Here is a 20,562-nt window from a genome sequence, read left to right on the forward strand (position 1 = left end):
CTGATGATGAATCCATTAATTCCTCATATGCGTAATGTCTTTTTGTTTGCATTTTTGCTTTGTTTATCAAATTTTACACTTGCATCCGGGCAAACGAGCCCAGAAAGCATCGTGTACAATTTTTATAAGTCATATTTGAAAGAAGAATCATCGGACGACAGTCGACTTCTCAGCCAATATGTTTCTGATGAATTAATGAAAAGCATTAACGACTCAATGATGTGTAATTATGATTCTGATGATTCAGTGTCGGCAGAAGAACTCGAAGGGAAATGTTCACAAAAGCGCGAATGCCAGCAGTTTAAAGAGCGTTACATTTGTAACTGGCATGGTGCTTGGGTTGATACTGACGTTGATTATTTTACAAAATCACAAGATATTTATCCTTCATGGAAAGCAAGTATAAGTACCTTTGATGTATCTCAGAAAGAGAATGACTCTTCAGTCAACGTTATTTTAGGGGCGGGTTCCGAGCCTAAAGTTAAATTTAAAGTTACGCTAAAGAGAATTGATGGGAAGTGGAAAATCACCAGCGTAACGGAACAATAATAACGTGGTCACTTACTAAATTTCTCACCTCGACTACTTATACAAACACCAACATATCTACGGAGAGACGTTCATGTTGAAGAAGATTATTTTTGCTTGCTGCTTATTCTGCGTGGCCAATATAGCCTCAGCTTCAGCAAACGATAGTTCAATGCCTCGGGAAATTGTTGCAAATTTTTATCATGATTACCTTGTCGCGTCTGAAGTACCTGATATGGAATCAGCTAATAAACTGACTCAAAAAGCTATTTTTGAATATACAACTGAGCATCTCAGAAGCTTGCGGGATAATGATGAATCGGGTGCTGATTATTTTGTCGATGCTCAGGACATATGTGAAGAATGGAAAGACAGCATTAATGTGGAAACTGTTTCAGAGAATAACCAGGTCGCACAAGTGAAGCTAAAATTAGGATATGGTAAGGGCGTAAACCTGTATGCCGTTAACCTGGTTAAAGAAAACGGGAACTGGTTAATGGATTCTGTTAAGCCCATATCCCATAGTAGTATTTATTGCCCTCGACAAGCAGAGGGGGGAGAATAAATGCTGGACAAGAATGTAGCAGTTAGTGTTTTAAACACTCAAGCCCTGGCCAGAGCGAAAATTAACGCTGAAAATTTTAAAAATGGCATAGATAAAAAGCTTAAGTATGGCGAGTCAAAATGTGCCCGCTATGTTAAAAAAGCATTAATTGCTGGAGGGGCCTCTGTAAAAAACTCAGGAATTGAATCAGCTAAAAATTATGGTCCATGGCTGCTTGAAAATAACTTTAAAGTGGTTGATAACGTCACAACAGTTCGTAGTGGCGGTATATTCACAATTTCTGATCAGCAAGCGGGGGATGTTGTCGTAATCCAGGCAGCACCACATCATGTACACGGTCATATGGCGATGTTTAATGGTACACACTGGGTATCTGATTTTGTCCAGGAAAGGGGGTTTTATCCTGCTCAGGTATACCGAGACCAAAATATAGCCTACAAACTATACCGTTATTCAGACAACAATAGTGCAACCCAAAGCTCTCCTAAAACCCAAAAAGGGAAGATCAACATTGTCTGGCCGATCCCCTCCAACAGTCGGGGAAGTGAGTTCAAAAATCAGGAAGAGATCCTCTCTCATATCGGGGGGGAATCCACCGGGCAGTATATGATTGGTCGCAGTGGGATGTGGCATGGCGGGATCCATATCACGGAAGCAACGACCCCATGGTGCGCTCTTAGTGGCAAGTCGCCTCTCGAAGCACTGGATTTCCCGGTCCCCTTTAAAGGTGAGCAGGCTGTGCGATGCATGGCTGACGGTGAAGTGGTTGCTTATCGTGTCTGCAAGGATTATCTGACGCTGGGATGGGAATCCGGCCCACTGAGCTTTTCCGGTTCATTCGTTCTGGTGAAACACTATATCCAGCCAGGTGAAAAAGAAACCAGCGGGTTACATTTCTATACCCTGTACATGCACCTGGCCCCATATTCTGCTTACACCGTCAATCCGGCAGAAACAAAGTGGACTCTACAGGACTCACTTTCAGCCTACGATCCAGAGTGGGTAATGTCTGCCAGCACAAAGAACAAAGAAGTCAGCGACAGCTATTCAAAAGGCACGATGCCGAAAGGTGCAATTGTAGAATGGAATAAGTCTGACGGAAGTCTCCATACCGTCGCGTTCAATAACCGCGAGTACGGACTGGTGACCTTTGTCAGTCTGTCAGAAGATGCTGTGAAGAAAGGCAAGAAAACATCCTTTAAGCCCGGTCAGCAATACTGGATATTGGTTGATAAGAACAATATATCTCCGGGTACCAGCGGTGTCTCCCAGCCTTCCTGGTGGCAAAAACTAATGCCACCAGCGAAAGAGGCAATGAAATTCGATGAGGTTGTGTGCCCGACACCCTACGCCATCTGCGCCGGTGACCCTGTTGGTCACATGGGGTATTATCAGGCACCTAAGGACGGCGGATATGAAGCGCGATACCAGGTACATATCGAATGCACGAGTATGGATGATAATCTGGAAAAGTTCCTGACCAACCCTGAGCAGGTGGGAGAAAAAAATCCGCTCTGGCTGAAGTACTCGCCGGGCCTTGTGTTGTACAAAAAAGATGTTGCAACAGGAACATTCACAAAGGATACAAGGGTAACAACCAGAGCGGGGACCCTTCCACTGAGTCAGGTGCAAACGGAAGTCGATAAGTCAACCAAACAGGAATACTGGCAGCTACGACCAGAAAATGCCTATGTCCCCAAAGGCCAGGCAGAGCCTCAACTGTTGTCGCAGTATGATCTGGCAAAGCTGGGCTTCAGAACTGAAACCGCAGAACCTTCCAGCTTTGATTATCTGGATGGGAAAAACCAGCCTACTGGATTCTTCCGTAACCTCATCGACTCACTCTATCAGGCCGCGACCGAAGACACGCGGACCAGTCATGCTCTCGTGAAGCATAATTATCAGCGCCTGCTGGATAAAATTGACAGCGGAAGCGACCGTTACTCTCCAATGGAATACTGGAGAGCACTTCATAATCCTGACTATCGTGACGTCGTTCAGAAAACAATCGTAAAACATCCCAGCGACTGGTATTTCAAAAAAGGTGATGCTATCTGGCAACCGTTCCTGAATGCGTTGAAAAAAGACGCTCCGGAGTGGAAGAAATACAGTGAAGATTTTCTTGATAAAATGGCGTGGATGCAAGATGTGACCACGGAAAAACTCGGCCCTTCATTATGGCATATGCATCCAATTGTTTTTTTGAGTTATTTATTCTCAAAAAATATAACTCTAGAAGAAGCCAGAGTAAGGGCTTTCATGAGAATGATCAGGGTATGCGAAGGAACTACGGGTGAACAGGGCTATGAACGATTATTTGGTGGTGAATCATTCATAAGGGATTATCATAAAACTTTCTCAACACATCCACAGATTAAAATCACGAGGACTAATAAGAAGACAGGTAAGATATATATATCTTCCGCAGCTGGTGCATATCAAGTTATGGGATATACTTGGGATGATCGGTCTACTGCCTTTTGGAGAAAGAAATATGGCATTGCCGATTTTAGCCCTGAATCTCAAGATTTACTTTGTGTTGTAATACTCAAGGAAAAAGTACGAGACAATGCATTAAATATGATTATTCAAGATAAAATTAAAGAAGCTATTGAGAATAGTTGCAGTTATGAATGGGCAAGTCTACCACCAGGCAGACATGGTCAACCAATTAAGTCTTTGAACGAATGTTTAAGGAACTATGATGTATTCCTCAAAGAGGAATTGGAAGGGAAAACAAATTTACATATAAAGCGTGGGTTTTTAAATGATTTCTAAAATTATAAAATCAATTATTTTACTAGTATGCGCATTACCAGCTCTAGCATTTGCAAATATCGAAAAAGAAGTGGGCTATTGGGCTGTGAAGTGTGGTGGATTTGGTGGAACTGTGGAAATTGAGCCATCAAATGAAGTAAAGATAAATGTAAATGATAATAATCTTTATATTTCCGGTATTATACAAGAGGATCACAATGGTCAGTTAGAGCTATTTTACAAGGATGTGATTGAAACAATGAACGAGACTATTGACTGGGCTGTTATTTCTCAGAATAAGCCCATTGCTGATATTACATTCAAAAATGGTATCATGCATATGAAATGGATAGGATTCTTTGATACAAAGAATAATAATTACATCTGGAAATCAGAACCGGATTTTGTTGTCGCTTCCGGCGATCGATTTAATGTTGAAATGAATAAGTGTGAGTTTTAAAAATAAAAAAAGTCAATATTATAATGTCATTTGATAGGAGAGCAGGATGGATTTTATCTTTTCTCACAGCCTGATCTGTTCAGGCTGGGTTTCAAAATTGAAACCGCGAGCCTGCCAGGTATTGTTAATAGTTGCGTTTTTACCTATGTATGGCATGGCCAACAGTTTCGACTTGCCCACAGTTCACTCACTAAAAAATGGAACCCAATGTGAAATATCTTTTAATGATAAAGTTGTTTCGAGGCATGAGTGTGAGTATGAATCTCCTTCCTATTTGACATCTTACTCTCTCCTTGCTGACTCTTGGACTGGAGTTTGGATATTCCAGGATTCCCCAATGGGAAATGCTTGTGAGGCTGGAGCAATAAGAATCATCTCCATGGATTCTGAAAATAAAATCCAGGTGCATAAACCAATAGATTACTGCATGGGGTCTGTTGTGGTTAATAATGACGATGATAAAGTTAAAATTAATATTAAAGATGGTAATGATTCTAAAAATTCTGAGGTGTGGATATTTAAAGACAACAAGCTCGCGAAGTTAAAATAGCTACACTTATTATAACCACTGGTCGACTTGATATGTTTTCCCAGCATTACCTCAATTGTATAATTAATTACTTCCATCAGTTGATGGAGCGTGGTTTTATAACACAAACATTTCAATACTCAATGAGTTAAACGACTTTTGAAATAAATTAAATGCTAATAAAATATCCTTATGTTTTTATACTGACGCTATCATTTGAATATTCATGAAAGGTTAAACGTAATGCTCCAGATTATCCGTAAAGGCGATAAAACCACTCACGGCGGCTCGGTACTGACTGCTTCCGAAACGATGAAATTCGGCGGTATTGGCGTTGCCCGAAAAGGCGACAAAGTGTCCTGCCCGGTCGAGGGGCACGGGCCAACAACCATCGTAGAAGGTAATCCTGATTACCTTGATCATGGTATACCGGTTGCATTTCACGGTCACAAATGTGCCTGTGGTTGCACGTTGATCAGTTCATTTGCCGCTGCAAAGGTTGCCTGATTATGCCCGTCTGGCTGGATGCCATCCCTGAAAAGGCCCCTAAGATACCGCGTCCCGGTACCGGGCGTTGGCTGCTCTTCCTCGCGTTTGTCATGCTGGGGGGCATAGCACTGACACTGTGGTGCTGGACATCAGAGCGAACCGGATTTGTCTTCTGGTTCACCGCTCTGGGCCTCCCGTTTTGCACATGGGGGCTTCTTTTCGGTTTACGCAGGGTTGCCTATAAGGCAGAGCAGGTCGGAGCAGAGTCGCGTAATGTCGACCGTGAAACGCTCATCGACAGTGAAATTCTTCGCGGTCAGCGCTGCGCATGGATCCTCGGTACATACATTCAGGCCCCGGCCGGAAACAAAACCGATGACCTGCTTGAGGCAATGAAAGTTGCAGCACCCGCTATCGACTTCTCCCGCCCAAGAGGATGTGACAAACCGGTCAGATACGCGGCATTAACAGAATACCAGGCTGATTTAACAAAAGCCCTGACAGCGGCAGTGACTAAACTGACCACGCGTGTAGAAGGGATCGTTCAGCCGCTTCCGCCGGATCTGCCCTGCTGGCTGGTGCTGGATTGTGATAACGACCTGTATCCACTAATTGAAGAGCAGCTTAAGGTCGAGCTTTCACTAAAGACCGGCAGAATTTTTCGCCTGATGTCCGGAAAAGGGCTGAGCGCATTCGATGCCTGGCTGGACAAGCGATGGGACAATCCGGGCATTCTGGTTGCCATCACGCTGTCGTTACCGGCGTCCCCCCGGGAAGATGACGCAGATGCCGTCTCAATGGTGGTATTGAGCAACCGCAAAGCCCACGCCTGGCCGGATGCCCTCCGCCTTCATCGCCCCGAAAGGGGAGCAGAAACAACGCTCACAAAGACACTCACCCGGGCGATGCTCTGGGCGAAGACCAGCCCCGATGAACTCAAAGGAAGCTGGATCTCCGGTCCTACATTGACCTCTGGAAGCGGCTGGAATAATGCCTGCGAGCAGAGCGGGGTGGCATTTAGTCTTTCTGAGGACAACTTCAGTATCGATCCAGTGCTGGGATACACAGGCCATGCGGCTCCATGGCTGGCTATCACGCTTGCCAATGCTGACGTTGAACAACGCGGGCCGCAGGTTATCGCCGCACAACCCGCCGCTGACAAGGACGACATCTGGGTTGCCGTCATCACCAAAGAAGAAGTTCGCAAGGAATCGCCTAAGAATGTCTAAGGTAAAAGTAAAAACACTCATCGGCTCAGTTGTGACTGTCGCCTTTTTCCTGACAGTCATCGTGGCATTTTTGTTTTATGCCTTTCCGGAAAATGTGGCCTCTGCCACCGGCTTCGGGCCATATGATGGCCAACGGATACTCACTTTCTGCGCCATACTGGTTGCCGCGATATTTTTACTCGGCTGGCTGATAGAGAAGGCTTTCGACCACGCGGGTAAATCCGGGTTGTATTTCCAGTGGGGGCAGAAAAAAGCTGAGAGTGCTGCTCCGTTGACGAACCCAATTCCCAGTGAAGAAGACGACGATGAACCCGTTTTCAGCGAAGACGTCGTGTCCGAACACCTGCGCTTTCGCTATGGACGCCGCTGGAAGCGTAAAGTGCGTCTCCTTTTGGTTATGGGCAACCAGGACGACGTTCACAAAGCTGCTCCCGGCCTGTGTCATGACCTCTGGCAGGAAGGCGACGGCAACGTACTGATTTATGGTGGTGACGCACAATCGCTCCCGGATGAGATCTTCCTGTCAAAACTGAAACGCCTGCGGCCCGATCACCCGCTTGATGGCATCATTCAGGTGATGAATACTTCAACCCTCCCGACGGATAGTGAACGGGATGCCTTTTTGCGTTGCCGCCAGAAAACAGACCATCTGCTTGGCTGGCAGGCCCCTGTCTGGCTGTGGTTGACAGACAAAGCGACAGGCGCTCAACCAGACGCGGAAACGACGCCAGCAGGGGTTATTTTTGGTCCGGAAGGCACGGTAAAAGGGGCACATGAAGCGTTTTCTACACTGGCACAACGCCTGCAAAAATTCGGTATGGCACAGATACTGAAGAATCCGGCACATGACGGCCTGCTTCAGTTGTCCTCACGCCTGCGACACGAACTGAAGGCCAGCCTGACCGTTTTACTCAGCGGGCTAATGCAGGGATCTGCGGCCTGGCGTTTACGCGGGGTCATGTTCAGTCCAGAACTGGCCGGTGCCGGAACGGTGCCGAACACACGTCTCGACACCCCGACATGGAAGGCAGTCATTGATGACTGTGATGCCGTCAGCGGCAGAAAGCTGGGCTTCAACGGGCTGAAGGTTCTGCGATTACTCCTGCTTTCCCTGATCCTTTTATGGGGAGCCGGTACTCTGCTGTCGCTCGTCGTTAACCGGGCTCAGATTTATGAGGCGCAGGAGACGGCAAGGCAGGCAGCGGATACTGCAAAACCCCTGGCTGAACGCCTGCACAACCAGCTCGTACTACAGCAATCTATCGCCCGTTTGCAACATCGTGAAGTAACCGGCGCTCCGTGGTACACCCGATTTGGTCTTAATCAGGACAGCGACACGCTGGCCGCGCTCTGGCCGCTGTATGCGAAAAACAACGCACAGCTGATGAGGGATGCCACCGCAGAGAGTCTCAGGCAGCAGCTGAATGCCTTTGTGCAACTTCCTCCTGCCAGTGATGCCCGTACGCAGGGCACACAGCACACCTATGATATGCTGAAAAGTTATCTGATGCTGGCCCGTCCGGATAAAGCGGACGCAGGCTGGCTGGCAAAAAACGTATTGGTCGCCTGGCCGAAACGTCAGAATGTTCCGGATGGCACATGGCAGGACCTGGCACCGAAACTGCTGGGCTTCTACGCACAGAACCTCCCGGCTCATCCGGAATGGAAAATTAAGCCCGACGCTGAATTAATCAGCACGGTCCGTCAGATCCTGCTCAAGCAGATAGGCCAGCGTAACGCTGAATCCGGGTTATACCAGGACATGCTGAAGCGCGTTGCCAGCAACTGGCCTGATTTGACCCTTGCCGATATGACCGGCGACACCGATGCCTCAACGGTATTCAGCACTGACGAAGTCGTCCCGGGAATGTTTACGCGTCAGGCCTGGGAAGAGCAGGTTCAGGATGCGATTAACGAGGTTGTCAAAACCCGTCGCGATGAAATTGACTGGGTACTCACGGATAAGACGCACCAGTCAGGGAGCGACATCTCCCCGGAGGCGCTGAAGGCCCGTCTGACAGAACGCTACTTTACCGATTTTGGTAATGCATGGCTGAACATGGTCAACAGCATTCAGTGGCAGGAAGCCACATCACTTTCCGAAGCGATTGCCCAGCTCAATCTGATCGGCGATGTCCGCCAGTCACCGCTGGTTGCTCTGATGAACACGCTGGCCTGGCAGGGAAAAACAGGGCAAAAGGGTGAGGCACTGGCTGATTCGTTAGTGGACTCAGCCAAGAAGCTGATCGGCCAGAAAAAAAATGCCAGACAGTTTATCGAACAGGCGCAGGGCCCTAAAGGTCCGCTCGATGGTGTATTTGGACCGCTGATGGGTCTGATGGAAGGTAAAGAGGGAACCGGTAGCAACGGTAATCTCAGTTTCCAGTCCTGGCTTGCCCGTGTTACCCAGGTGCGACTGAAGCTTCAACAGGTCACCAGCGCCCCGGATCCGCAGGCTATGTCGCAGATGCTGGCCCAGACCGTGTTCCAGGGTAAAGCCATCGATCTGACGGACACCCGCGATTATGGCAGTCTGGTTGCGGCAAGCCTGGGGCAGGAGTGGAACGGATTTGGCCAGTCGTTGTTTGTGCAACCGCTGGATCTGGCCTGGCGGCAGGTGCTTGCCCCGGCGGCGGGTAGTCTCAATGCCCGCTGGCAGACAACCATTGTCGATCAGTGGAATAAGGCCTTTGCGGGACGGTATCCATTTAAAGCCACCGGCAGCGATGCCTCACTGCCGTTACTGGCACAATTCCTGCGTAGCGACTCGGGTCGAATCACGACCTTCCTGAAAACTAATCTTGGCGGGATCCTTCATCAGGAAGGAAATCGCTGGGTCGTTGACCCTTCTGCAAGCCAGGGGATGGTGGTGAGCCCGGATTTCCTTCAGGCGATTAACCAGCTGGCAGAACTGTCAGATATTGTGTTCTCTCAGGGCGATGCAGGTGTTCACTTCGAACTGATGGCGCGTCCTTCGAGGGATGTCGCCAGAGTGCAGCTTACCCTTGATGAGCAAAACCTGGATTACTTCAACCAGATGGAAAGCTGGCAGAGCTTCACCTGGCCGGGGAATACCTGGTATCCGGGCGTGTCGCTCAGTTGGCGGAGTGTGAACAGTGGTATGCAACTCTATGCAAACAACCAGGGCAACTGGGGTTTCATTCGCCTGCTGGATAAAGCTCTCATCACCCCTCTGGATGCCAGTCGGACGCAACTGGTGTGGATCACGGCCGACGGCAACCCGCTGAAGTTTGTCATGCGCAGCGAGCTCGGCAACGGCCCGCTTGCATTACTGAAGCTACAGGGATTCACGCTGCCCAGCGCTATCTTTAACGTCGCCGCTGGCGCAGACGAGCTCCAGTAACGATGGGCGGGAAACTTCATCCGGCACTCGCTTTCGCAAAACAGGTGGAAGGCTGGTCCCCGGGCATTTTCAGCAAGGTGGATAAATGGCGGGAGCCTGAATCAGCGGCCCCCTGGCGCTTTATGACGTTTCAACAGTGCCGGGCCTGGATTACTGACTGGCTGAAGCATAATCCGGCGCCCGCAGAAGGGTTTCTTAGCCCCGTACTCATGAAGCGTTTCCCGCCACATATCGTTTATATGGCGCTTGCGGCCTGGCGCACTGGTAAAACACTCCTTCACTGCGATGAATCCCTCTTTCGGATCCTGGGTGAAACCCGTCAGACAGATGCTCTGTCAGGTGAAATGCTTCGCCGCCTGCCGTTCTGGGGATTCTGGCTCGATTTCCCGGCTGACACGGTCTTTGCGGAAGGTCAGGGCGCCCTGATGGGCGCTTTCTTCACCCTTGCCGATCATGATAACCAGACGGATGCGCTGCTCGCCCTGACGCTGGCTCAGGATCCGCTTTCCCGGCAGAACATTCCGTTAGGGATGGAGTACCTCGCCTTAACCAACCCTGTTTCCACGGCCATCAGTCAGCAGGAGAAGGGGATCCATGGATTCTGGAACGCGGTACTGCCGGTGCTGTTCTGGCTCTGCTCTGAGAACAGTGAATGGGGCAGGCAGGGGAAACCCGTCCGGCCAGCCCCCAGACGCGTCGGAAAGCATCAGCGCTTCATTCCTCCGGATAAACCCGTGCAAATTTTTGCGGGTGTCCGGGCCGGTTCGGCACTGAGACAGGCACCGCGAGTATCGGAAGCAAGTCCCTCAGGGGACAGATCCTCCGCGCCCCATCGGCGCCTTCGTCCCCATGTCCGAAAGGCCCACTGGCAAAGCTACTGGAAGGGCAAACCCACTCAGGGTGAAGAGAAAAGTATGTTGCTGAAATGGAAGCCACCGCAAATCGTCAATGGTAAGGATGACGATTCTCTGGAAGCCGTCATCAGATTCATGAAAGACATCGACAAATCCTCCTGAATTAAGATGTGTCGGTTTAATTATATTGAAATATAGAAGTTATTTAAGGATAAACATGAAGGGTGTAATTAAATTAAGTTTACTGGCCTTATCAATCTCATTCAGTTTTGTTGGTTATGCAGAAAGTAAATCTGTAGAGGTCTTAAGTGCTGTCGTTAAAGATCAAAAAATACCTGGAGCGCAGGTTGTTATTCAGCGAAACGGCGAACAATCCATTTCGTCTTTGAGTGATGGCTCTGGGAATGCCCAGATTGGGAATAATGCATCCGATACAAATGACAGTCTGATAATTATCAAAAAAAGTGGATATTCAACCCTGGTGGCGAAATGTCCATGTGGTGGGATGAGCTATGCATTAAGCCCAACAATGAAAGGGCTAGATAGTATGCGCGTGGTTTTGGGGTGGGGAAGTTCACCTTCTGATCTTGATTCACATATGGTATATCCGGGAAATCATATCTTCTTCGACCATAAGTTGGGCGATAATGGAAATCTTGACGTTGATGATACAGATAGCTATGGACCTGAGACTATTACGTTAACCAAACGAGAGAATGGGAAGCCCTATGTTTATGCTGTTCACGACTATAGTGATAAGTCTGATCCAGATACCAAGAATCTCTCCAACAGTGAAGCAAAAGTGTTTGTTTATGTTGGGGAGTCGTTAGTTCGGACATATTATGTTCCTAAAAACCAGTCGGGGAATTTATGGACTGTTTTTAAAGTTAATGAGAATGGTGCCATCGAAGATGTGAACAATATAAAAGGTATTTCTGTCGGTGCCGGTGATATCGATAATGATTTAACGCCACTTTTGAATAGCAACGCAACGTTGCCTCATCAAAACTGGGGAGCTGAGCAAATTGATATTTCAAATGCGCTGAATCTTAAGGGTGAAGAATCATACCGTCGGAAGCAATATGAGGATGCAATTTCGTTTTTCACAGAGTCAGTCAATAACTATTCAGAAAATGGCAAGGCATATGGCAATCTCGGGTTGGTATATCAGAAGGTTGGTCGTACTGCTGAAGCTATATGGGCAAACCGCAAAGCTATTACACTGGCCTCTGGTAAAAATGCAGCAACAATCCGGGCTGGTGCAAATTATAATATAGGGAAAATATACGAAGGCGAAGGCCAGTATAATGAAGCCCTTAATTATTATAAGGCGGCAAAAAATGAAAAGCAAAACCCTGTTTACGATAATGCGATATTAAGAGTAAGCAGCAAAATAAATTAAATGTTAATATTCTTTCCGCATAACGTTTCACATGCGAAACGTTATGCTTTTAAAAACCATGTGGCATCTATGATTTTAAAATATACCAGTCGATTTACACACTGTTTAATATGTGCTTGCAAATTGTTGTTTTTAACAACCACCTTTTCATCCAGTGCGTCGGAAAATATACCTAAAGTATCATCAACGGTAGATGGCTTGCATATTGTCGCCATTAATAAATTGCCAGCAGCGCCTCAGAAAACACCTTCTGATGAGCCTGTATTAAATTGTGATAGAGATCCACCCAGGACTATCGAGGGAAAAGCCGTTTCATCTCTGGGATGGAGAGTGATTAATGAAATCTCTAACGGTGATCTGACTATCGTTGGTTTTTTCAGCAAAGGTGAGGATGGGACAAGCGGATCCTGCTTTGTCAAAGATGGAAATGTGGCAATTTATAGCAAGGGTTCTCTCCAGGCTTTAATTTATGGTGATAAAATCACCGATGGCTCAAATTCGCCTTTGGGTGCAGTTTCCAAAACCAATTTAAATAACACATTTCGTCTGAGAGAATTTTTCCCGGGTATGGCCGCAGTTGCTGATTTGTTTTATGACGGTAATATTGCTCGTGTTCAGCCAATTGCACCGATAGAACCATTCTGTAATGGGATAGCACCTGTACCAAACATTTACGGAAAAGATATTAAAAGCGCCAGAAAATTGCTCAAAGATTATGGATGGAAGCCTGAAAATACCGAAGCGGATCAGAGCGACTCCATTGCCAAAGAGCTAAATTCCGAAGGAATAACCGAAGTGGATTCTTGTTCTGGAACTGGATTTGGATTCTGTAACTTCGATTATCAACGTGAAGGTGGGATCTCTTTGAATGTCATAACAATGGGGGATGATTTTACAGTAACCGATTACGGTGCCCACTGTCCGGAACAATGATCAATGGAAGCGTTTAACTTTTCATTTAGTAATGAATGGGGAAATCAATGAGTTCACCGGAAGATCTGTTAACCGCCTGCGCCACCAGCGAAGAAGAAAGGCAGCGTCTCATCTCCCGGGCAAATGACGCCCTGTCACTCTGGGATAACTGGCTGCACCCTTTCACCTCCGGCCCTGAAACCGGCGACGATCCCGCATACGATGATAATTTTCAGCTGATGCGTGAAGAGATTAATAAGCTTTCGGGTACCGATTCAGCACGGTTGTGCGAACTGGCCCAGAAGTGTCTTTGCGAAAGTGCCAAAGATATTCGTGTTGTCACCTGGTACGTGCAGGCCCGACTCAGCCGCGACGGCGAAAAAGGCTTGTCTGAGGGCTTACTGCTTCTTGTCGCGATGTTGACCCGCTTCGGGCAGGCCTGCCATCCACAACGCCCGGTTGCCCGTAAGGCAGCTCTGGAATGGCTGAACAGTACAAAAATTATCGACACTCTCTCTTTATGGCCGGAAGTCGACAGTAATGATGCCGGTCTGACGGTCGGCGCCATAAACCTGCTTGAGTCTGCCGTTGCCAACTGGCCGGAAGCTGAAAAACCGTCTTTTGCTGGCCTGTGTACTGCACTGGAAAACCGCCTGGCTCGCTCAGGCGGTATGGAGGCGCTGGTCCCCCAGAACAGCAGCGCCCAGGAGCATGGACGTGAACCAGCCCACTCAGACTCACCGCAGCTGTCAGCCGTGAAATCTGGCCGCGATTTGCTCGACCAGGCAAAGTTACTTTCCCGCTGGCTGAGTGAACAGCCGCAGGGCTGGCTTGCCTCTCACCGGCTGATTAAGACTGTGCGATGGGACACGGTCGATCAAATCCCTCCGCTGGACAGTAGTGGGCGCACCCGCCTGGTACCGCCGAAGGCCGAGTACCGGGCCCAACTCAAGCGGCTCTACCTTCAGAAAAACTGGACTGAACTGGTTGAGCAGGCCAGCCAGATGTTTTGCGAGGGAGTGAATCATTTCTGGCTCGATCTCCAGTGGTATCTCTGGCAGGGGCTCAGTCATGCCGGTCACCCGTGGGATGCCTGGGCAGACTCCGTTCTTCTCGATCTGCGGCTGCTCCTTCATCGCCTTCCGGGCCTTGAAGGGCTGGCATGGAATGACGGAACTCCCTTCGCTGATGAAGTCACCACCGCCTGGATCGCTGAAAAAGTGAATGAGGAAGGCCTGCTGTACGGTGATGAACCCGCTACCGTTGTTAACAGCCAGTCAGACGATGTGCTGCTTCTTGAATCTGAAGCTATGGAAAAAGGTGACGCGGAAGGGCCCGAGGCGGCGCTTGCCTGGCTCCAGTCCCGACCGGGGATGGACACACCGCGCCATCGCTGGCTGATACGCCTGCTGATGGCCCGGGTGGCAGAGCAGTACGGACGAAACGATATGGCGCTTCACCTGCTTGGCGAACTGACCACCAGCGCACCACAGCTGACGCTGGAAGACTGGGAACCCGCTCTGTTGTTTGAAGTCCAGGCTCGCCGCCTGAAACTGCTGCGCCTGAAAGCCGGTCGCAGCGAATCCGATAAAGCCCGTCTGATGCCTGAGATGGATACGCTACTGGCGGGTCTGATCGCCATCGATCCGGCCCGTGCCATGGTGCTCTGTGGCTAATGTTTTATTTAATCATTTTCAGGAATGCCGTGCATGGATGATTTAACCCTACGCTACTATGAAGCTGAGATGCGCTACCTGCGTGAGGCGGGTAAAGAGTTTGCCCGAGCCCATCCTGATCGGGCAGCGATGCTTAATCTGGATAAACCCGGCGCCCGCGATCCCTATGTAGAACGTCTGTTTGAAGGCTTCGCCTTCCTGATGGGCCGTTTGCGTGAAAAGCTGGATGATGACCTGCCGGAACTGACCGAAGGGCTGGTGAGTCTGCTGTGGCCGCACTATATGCGGACCATCCCGTCGCTGGCCATTGTCGAATTCTCGCCAGACTGGCGTGGCCTGCGTCAGGCCGAAATGCTGGCTGAAGGCTTCTCCGTGCTTTCACGCCCTGTCGGGCCGCATAAAACCGCCTGTCAGTATCGGACGACCCGCGATGTTCCCCTGCAACCACTGCATCTTGCGGACGCCCGCCTGCATACTGAAACCGATGGCCGCTCTGCTATCCGTCTGCGCTTCGAATGCCCGGAAAAAGTGGACTGGAGTAAAGCCGGGATCGACAAAGTCGCCATATTCCTCAACGCAGAGAGTCCGATCAGTTCAGCACTGCATCTGGCAATGACCCGTCGCGTCCACGCCATGTATGCCCGCCATGCAGGGACATACACCGAACGCCATCAGTTTGATGGCTGGTGCAAACCCATGGGCTTTGATGACAATGACGGCCTGTGGAAGAAAGCAGATACAGCCTTCAGCGGCTACCAGCTGCTGCTGGAATATTTCAGCTTCCGTCCGAAATTTATGTTTGTTGAGCTGCGCGGTCTCGACACCATCGGACTCACTGAAGCCAGCTCCTGGTTTGAAATCGACATCGTGCTCAGTGAGGCCTGGTCATCCGATCTGCCTTTTGAGACGGAAAACTTCCGCCTGCACTGTGCGCCGGTCATCAACCTCTTCACCCTGGAAGCCGACCCGCTGACGCTTAACCCGCTGGATAACGAATACCTGCTCAGGCCGTTGCGTCTTCAGGATGGTCACACCGAGATTTACAGCGTCGATAATATTCATGGCGCGGTGAAGAATGGCAAACACCCCTATGTGCCCTTCACCAGCTTCCGGCACCGTGGCGGAATGATGCGCCACGATGCACCAGAGCGTTATTTCCATACCCGTGTGAAGCGGGGTCCATCCGGGCTGTATGACACCTGGCTGATCCTCGGCGGCCGCTCGTTTGAACTGGAGCAGCTGTCTGAGAAACCAGAGTCGCTCTCGATGCGGATCACCGGTACCAATGGTCAGCTTCCGCGTAAGGCACTGGAGAGTACCCTTCTGGACAGGGTGGTCAAAACCGGGAAGGTGCCCGTCAGGGTACTGAACGTCTCCGCGCCGACAATGCCGCTGTACCCGCCCGCCAACGACCGTTTTCACTGGCGAGTGATGAGCCACCTCGGCTCAAACTTCCTCAGCATGATGGACAATCCTGAGGTGCTGCGGGGAACACTGGCGCTCTACGACTGGACCGATGATGAAATGAACCGCCGTCGGCTCGAAGCTATCGTCGCGGTGAAGCACACCCTGATCCGACGCTTTGAGAAGGGCTTTATGCTTCGGGGCGTGGACATAGAAGTCACACTGAACATGGACAATTTTGCAGGCGAAGGCGATGTGAATCTCTTCGGCGAGATGCTGCATCGCTTCTTCGCGCTCTACGCGGATATTCACCTCTTTAACCAGCTCACGCTGGTGCTGCAACCGACAGGAAAACGACTGAGATGGCGCGAGAATCACAGCCAGCACGTACCGGGCTGACATTAGTCCTGAGCAAAGATATCTGGCGGGCCAATTTTTATCGTTTCTGCCAGTTGCTGGAGCAGGAAAATCCGGACGCGCCGAAACTGGGCACCACCAGCCATCCGGCCAACGATCCGGTACGATTCAGGCCCTGGCCTGGTATGGGATTCCCGGTCAGTACCCTCAAAGCGGTGGAGACCGACGAAGACAACCCGACATTGCCCCCAACGGTCCGTACGACATTTTTGGGGATGTATGGCGTGGACTCCCCTCTGCCAACGTCCTATCTGGACGACATTGCGCAGCGCCGCGAAGGGCACGAGGCGGTCACCTCGTTTCTGGATATCTTCAGCCACCGCATTACCACCCAGTACTATCGGATCTGGCGAAAATACGCCTATCCGGCCACCTTCGAGGCAGGTGGCCGTGATGCCACATCACAGTGTCTGTTGGGACTGGTCGGCCTTGGAATACCGGGCACGGCTGAGCAGGTGGCAACACCGGTTTCCCGCTTTCTGGCCCTGCTGGGCACCATGCGATTACCCACCCGCAATGCAGAAGGCATCCGGGCCCTGGTGAGCCTGCTGGCACCGAATACCCGGGCAATTATCACCGAACCCGACCCGGTTAAGGTCCATATCGATAACCGCAGCGGACTGGGTGCCCAAAATCGGATCCGTCTTTCTCAGCGAGCCACGCTGGGTAAAACGGCAAAAGAAGCATGCAGTCGGGTACTGGTGACACTTGAGACAGAAGATCCGGAGGAAGCAGAAGGGTGGTTACCTGGTAGTTTTCTCCATACCGATTTGCTGGTCCTGCTGCGCGTTTATCTCGGCTACCGCAGTGACGCCCGACTGCGTCTCACCATACCCGTACGATTGCTGCCTGAGCCTCGCCTTGGGAAAGGCAGACGTATCCAGCTGGGCCGCACCGGTTTGCTGGGTCTGAAAGCTGGCAAGCTCAGCAACAGTCGGGAGAGTCTGACCGTCAATCTGGGCTGCTATGAAGGGTTGCAATGTTCTGCGTTACCGTCCGCTGAAGACGGACACTACCGCTTCGAATAACCACGTACTCCCACTCTCAATAAAGGAACTTTTGAATGGCAACAGTAACCCGCTGGTGGGCGCTGACGCTTATTGCCTGTAGCCTGCTCGCTGGCTGCGGTCTGACTCAGACTGTCACGGACGGTACGGTCAGCATCACGAAATCCATCTTCTACAAGAAAATCAAAACGCTGCATCTGGATTTTACCCCGCGTACGGCCATTAACGCCGATGGCGCACAGACACCGCTGGCGACGATGGTGAGAGTCTATCAGCTCAAGGATCGTAAAGCGGTTGATGCCGCCGATTACCAGACACTGTTGCGTAATGCCGATACGGTACTTAAAGACGACGTACTGGCGTCAAAATCGCTGCTGGTGATGCCCAAAGGCAGCGTGACGCTCAATAAGCCCATGGATGAAGACGCTCAGTTCGTGGCTGTGGTGGGATTGTTTAACCGCCCGGATCAGAAGGACAACCGCTGGCGTCTGGTGCTGACCCGTGACGACCTGGATCCGGACAAACCCCGCACGATTGAACTGGGTGATGGCTGGCTCAGCCTCGTGCCGGTGAAGGAGTGATGTGATGGATAACTGGTTAGCGCTTTTTGACGGACAGACCCGATATTTTCTGGATATCAATGACAGTTCAGTGAAGCCGGATGTTCTGCGCTTTTACGGCAGGGAAGCACTGAGCGAACCCTTCCGCTGGGACATCGAGTTCACAACGCTTCAGGCGAACATCCCCCCGGAAGAGGTGCTGATGAAATATGCCTCTTTCCGGATGCGGAGTGGTAAAAGTGTTCACGGCATGGTGACCCGCCTGGAATGGCTTTCCACATCAAAGGACCAGTCTCACTACCGGCTTACGCTCAGTTCGCGCCTGGCGCTCCTGGGATACACCCGACAGTGCGCGGTATATCAGAACCAGTCCGTTCCTGAGGTGGTTGAGCAGGTGCTGCGTAAACACGGTCTGGAAGGTCCTGATTTTGAATTCAGACTGGAGCATACGTACCCGCCGCGTGAAATTATCACCCAGTGGCAGGAAACGGATCTGCAATTCATCCAGCGCATTCTATCTGAGGTGGGCATTTACTGGCGCACGATGATGGATGACGTGCGCGGTCTGGATACCTACATACTGGCCGACAGCCAGCTTAACTACCAGTTTGATGTGCATTTGCCCTACAGCGAGCCCTCGGGGTTGTTCGACGGCGCAGCAGAATCGGTCTGGGATGTCCGGACCTGGCACAACATTGCCACCGGCACTGTCACCACGCGTGATTACAACTACCGGACAGCCACTACGCCGATGAATGCGGCGGTCAGCGTGCGTAATAATGCTGTCACCACCGGAGAGCATTACCGTTACGCGGCACCTTATCGTGAAGCGGGTGATGACGCCAGCCCTGAGCCGGAAACCGAATCTGGCGCGTTCTACGCCCGACTTCACCACGAGCGGGAGCTCAACAGGTCGGCCCGTATTCACCTGTTCAGCAATGCTGCACACCTCACACCCGGGCAGGTGCTGGAGCCGCAGGGCGACGTCATTACGGCCCTGCAAGAGGGTGTGATCCTCACGCTGGTGACATTCCGGGGAGCGCGTGATTCCCGTCTGCATGTGTCGGTCTGGGGTCTGCCTTACACCGAACGTTACTGCTTCCGTCCGGTAGAGATCCCGCGTCCGGTCATTCCGGGTACGATTCCGGCCCGGATCGAAAGTCGTGAAAAAAATGATACCTACGCACACCTGGACGAGCAGGGCCGCTATCGGGTGAAGCTTGACTTCGACCGGGAGGGGACGGAACCCGGTTACGGTTATCTGTGGCTGCGGATGGCGAAACCTTATGCCGGTGAAACACTGGGATGGCATACGCCGCTCATTGATGGCACCGAAGTGGCGATTGCGTACAGCAATGGCGATATTGATCTGCCGTACATCGCCTATGCCTTGCACGACTCCGAACATCCCGACCTCGTGAACCGGGACAATCACACCAGGAACATCCTCCGGACGCCTGCCAACTCAAAATTACGCATGGAAGACAAGCGTGGTGAAGAGCACATCAAACTCGCCACGGAATACGGCAAGACGCAGCTCAACAGCGGAAACCTGGTGGACAGCAAGGGACAACTGCGCGGTAAAGGCACAGAGCTGCGCACCGATGAATGGGGAACCCTGAGAGCAGGAAAGGGACTCTTTGTCGCTGCGGATGCTCAGGCGAAAGCCCAGGGTGATGCTCTTGATATGGATGCCGCGCTAAAGGAAATCGACAGGCTTAATCAGCAACTGCAACAGCTGGAAATGGCCGCTGAAAAGGCTCTGGCGCTGAAGGGGGATGTCGACAGTCAGATACAGATGTTTGAGCAGCGGCTGAAACCGCTCAATGAAGCGGTGCTTTTCTCAGCGCCGGAAGGCATGGCTTTGACCAGCGGTGAAGATATGCAGCTGGCCGCTGGCCGGAATCTTGCGCTTAACGCCGGAGAAGACTTCAGTGCTGGAGTGATGGGCAATGCGACCGCTTTGACCGGGGAGAAGCTGGGGCTCTTTGCCCGCACCGGTCAACTGAGCCTGAAATCCGGAGAAGGGCCAATCGATGTCCAGGCGCAAAACGCTAACATGCGGTTATTTGCTGAGAAGAAGCTGACGCTGAGCTCAGCGAGTGACATCTCCTTTGCAGGAAAAAAACGTATCACCCTAATTGGTGGTGGCAGTTACCTGAAGCTTGAGGCCGGGAAGGTCGAGTACGGCACGACAGCGTCGTATTTGCGCAAAGTGAAGCGGACGATGGCTGCATCGGCCAGTGCTAAACCTACGGAGGCCGTATCCTTGCCGCCTCCGGCGACCATGCGAGAATTCAATCCCGAAACGCTCACCCCGTGGGTGACGCCGGTGTATGCAAAATCCTGCCTGAAGGAGAAAGGCTGCACGGATGCCGGTACTGCGGAAGAGCCCGTTGATAACTTTGG

At 50.9% G+C, this 20,562-nt stretch carries 15 protein-coding genes and 1 pseudogene; all 16 read left to right on the forward strand.

Annotation, left to right across the window (positions count from 1 at the left end; translation table 11 throughout):
- Positions 1-3 precede the first annotated feature (3 nt).
- Positions 4-549 (forward strand): DUF3828 domain-containing protein, encoded by a 546-nt coding sequence (locus EXW94_RS25290; RefSeq protein ID WP_254797892.1) that lies wholly within the window; start codon positions 4-6, stop codon positions 547-549.
- A gap of 73 nt (positions 550-622) precedes the next feature.
- On the forward strand, positions 623-1,093 hold the full coding sequence (locus EXW94_RS25295) for a DUF3828 domain-containing protein (RefSeq protein WP_174341359.1): 471 nt from the start codon (positions 623-625) through the stop codon (positions 1,091-1,093).
- Positions 1,094-3,871 carry a glycoside hydrolase family 104 protein gene (locus EXW94_RS25300; RefSeq protein ID WP_254797893.1) on the forward strand — a complete coding sequence of 926 codons (2,778 nt, stop codon included), beginning with the start codon at positions 1,094-1,096 and terminating at the stop codon, positions 3,869-3,871. It abuts the gene before it with no gap.
- Positions 3,861-4,310, forward strand: a complete 450-nt coding sequence (locus tag EXW94_RS25305) for a hypothetical protein (protein WP_174341360.1) — start codon at positions 3,861-3,863, stop codon at positions 4,308-4,310. The genes EXW94_RS25300 and EXW94_RS25305 overlap by 11 nt, the downstream gene beginning before the upstream one ends.
- A gap of 46 nt (positions 4,311-4,356) precedes the next feature.
- Positions 4,357-4,860: a hypothetical protein gene (locus EXW94_RS25310; protein ID WP_174341361.1), complete on the forward strand. Its 504-nt coding sequence runs from the start codon at positions 4,357-4,359 to the stop codon at positions 4,858-4,860.
- A gap of 222 nt (positions 4,861-5,082) precedes the next feature.
- The gene (locus EXW94_RS25315; RefSeq protein ID WP_115197487.1) at positions 5,083-5,346 is read left to right on the forward strand and encodes a PAAR domain-containing protein; all 264 of its coding nucleotides are present in this window, start codon (positions 5,083-5,085) and stop codon (positions 5,344-5,346) included.
- A 2-nt stretch (positions 5,347-5,348) separates the two neighbouring features.
- Complete coding sequence (locus tag EXW94_RS25320) at positions 5,349-6,557, forward strand: hypothetical protein (RefSeq protein WP_174341362.1); 1,209 nt, start codon at positions 5,349-5,351, stop codon at positions 6,555-6,557.
- Positions 6,550-9,921, forward strand: coding sequence for an ImcF-related family protein (locus EXW94_RS25325; protein ID WP_174341363.1), 3,372 nt, complete (start codon positions 6,550-6,552; stop codon positions 9,919-9,921). Before EXW94_RS25320 ends, EXW94_RS25325 begins: the two co-directional genes overlap by 8 nt.
- 2 nt (positions 9,922-9,923) lie before the next feature.
- Positions 9,924-10,937, forward strand: a complete 1,014-nt coding sequence (locus EXW94_RS25330) for a hypothetical protein (RefSeq protein ID WP_174341364.1) — start codon at positions 9,924-9,926, stop codon at positions 10,935-10,937.
- Positions 10,938-10,992: 55 nt separating this feature from the next.
- Entirely contained in the window at positions 10,993-12,177 is a 1,185-nt protein-coding gene (locus tag EXW94_RS25335; RefSeq protein ID WP_174341365.1) for a tetratricopeptide repeat protein, read from the forward strand.
- 69 nt (positions 12,178-12,246) lie between these two features.
- Positions 12,247-13,110, forward strand: a complete 864-nt coding sequence (locus EXW94_RS25340; protein WP_174341366.1) for a PASTA domain-containing protein — start codon at positions 12,247-12,249, stop codon at positions 13,108-13,110.
- Between the two features lie 47 nt (positions 13,111-13,157).
- On the forward strand, positions 13,158-14,765 hold the full coding sequence (gene tssA / locus EXW94_RS25345; RefSeq protein ID WP_174341367.1) for a type VI secretion system protein TssA: 1,608 nt from the start codon (positions 13,158-13,160) through the stop codon (positions 14,763-14,765).
- Positions 14,766-14,798: 33 nt separating this feature from the next.
- Positions 14,799-16,568, forward strand: a complete 1,770-nt coding sequence (gene tssF, locus EXW94_RS25350) for a type VI secretion system baseplate subunit TssF (RefSeq protein ID WP_174341368.1) — start codon at positions 14,799-14,801, stop codon at positions 16,566-16,568.
- Positions 16,532-17,614, forward strand: a complete 1,083-nt coding sequence (gene tssG / locus EXW94_RS25355) for a type VI secretion system baseplate subunit TssG (RefSeq protein WP_174341369.1) — start codon at positions 16,532-16,534, stop codon at positions 17,612-17,614. Before tssF ends, tssG begins: the two co-directional genes overlap by 37 nt.
- A 35-nt stretch (positions 17,615-17,649) precedes the next feature.
- Complete coding sequence (gene tssJ / locus EXW94_RS25360) at positions 17,650-18,174, forward strand: type VI secretion system lipoprotein TssJ (protein ID WP_174341370.1); 525 nt, start codon at positions 17,650-17,652, stop codon at positions 18,172-18,174.
- A 4-nt stretch (positions 18,175-18,178) separates the two neighbouring features.
- A pseudogene (locus EXW94_RS28385) lies at positions 18,179-20,407 on the forward strand (type VI secretion system Vgr family protein); the annotation flags it as partial.
- Positions 20,408-20,562 lie beyond the last annotated feature (155 nt).

It is taken from the genome of Enterobacter sp. JMULE2 (assembly GCF_013337145.1).
Classification (GTDB): domain Bacteria; phylum Pseudomonadota; class Gammaproteobacteria; order Enterobacterales; family Enterobacteriaceae; genus Enterobacter; species Enterobacter mori.

Excerpts from the sequence above, each read along its gene's own strand:
- EXW94_RS25290 (WP_254797892.1), top strand. The coding sequence starts at position 4 with ATGATGAATCCATTAATTCCTCATATGCGTAATGTCTTTTTGTTTGCA.
- EXW94_RS25295 (WP_174341359.1), top strand. The coding sequence starts at position 623 with ATGTTGAAGAAGATTATTTTTGCTTGCTGCTTATTCTGCGTGGCCAAT.
- EXW94_RS25300 (WP_254797893.1), top strand. The coding sequence starts at position 1,094 with ATGCTGGACAAGAATGTAGCAGTTAGTGTTTTAAACACTCAAGCCCTG.
- EXW94_RS25305 (WP_174341360.1), top strand. The coding sequence starts at position 3,861 with ATGATTTCTAAAATTATAAAATCAATTATTTTACTAGTATGCGCATTA.
- EXW94_RS25310 (WP_174341361.1), top strand. The coding sequence starts at position 4,357 with ATGGATTTTATCTTTTCTCACAGCCTGATCTGTTCAGGCTGGGTTTCA.
- EXW94_RS25315 (WP_115197487.1), top strand. The coding sequence starts at position 5,083 with ATGCTCCAGATTATCCGTAAAGGCGATAAAACCACTCACGGCGGCTCG.
- EXW94_RS25320 (WP_174341362.1), top strand. The coding sequence starts at position 5,349 with ATGCCCGTCTGGCTGGATGCCATCCCTGAAAAGGCCCCTAAGATACCG.
- EXW94_RS25325 (WP_174341363.1), top strand. The coding sequence starts at position 6,550 with ATGTCTAAGGTAAAAGTAAAAACACTCATCGGCTCAGTTGTGACTGTC.
- EXW94_RS25330 (WP_174341364.1), top strand. The coding sequence starts at position 9,924 with ATGGGCGGGAAACTTCATCCGGCACTCGCTTTCGCAAAACAGGTGGAA.
- EXW94_RS25335 (WP_174341365.1), top strand. The coding sequence starts at position 10,993 with ATGAAGGGTGTAATTAAATTAAGTTTACTGGCCTTATCAATCTCATTC.
- EXW94_RS25340 (WP_174341366.1), top strand. The coding sequence starts at position 12,247 with ATGATTTTAAAATATACCAGTCGATTTACACACTGTTTAATATGTGCT.
- tssA (WP_174341367.1), top strand. The coding sequence starts at position 13,158 with ATGAGTTCACCGGAAGATCTGTTAACCGCCTGCGCCACCAGCGAAGAA.
- tssF (WP_174341368.1), top strand. The coding sequence starts at position 14,799 with ATGGATGATTTAACCCTACGCTACTATGAAGCTGAGATGCGCTACCTG.
- tssG (WP_174341369.1), top strand. The coding sequence starts at position 16,532 with ATGGCGCGAGAATCACAGCCAGCACGTACCGGGCTGACATTAGTCCTG.
- tssJ (WP_174341370.1), top strand. The coding sequence starts at position 17,650 with ATGGCAACAGTAACCCGCTGGTGGGCGCTGACGCTTATTGCCTGTAGC.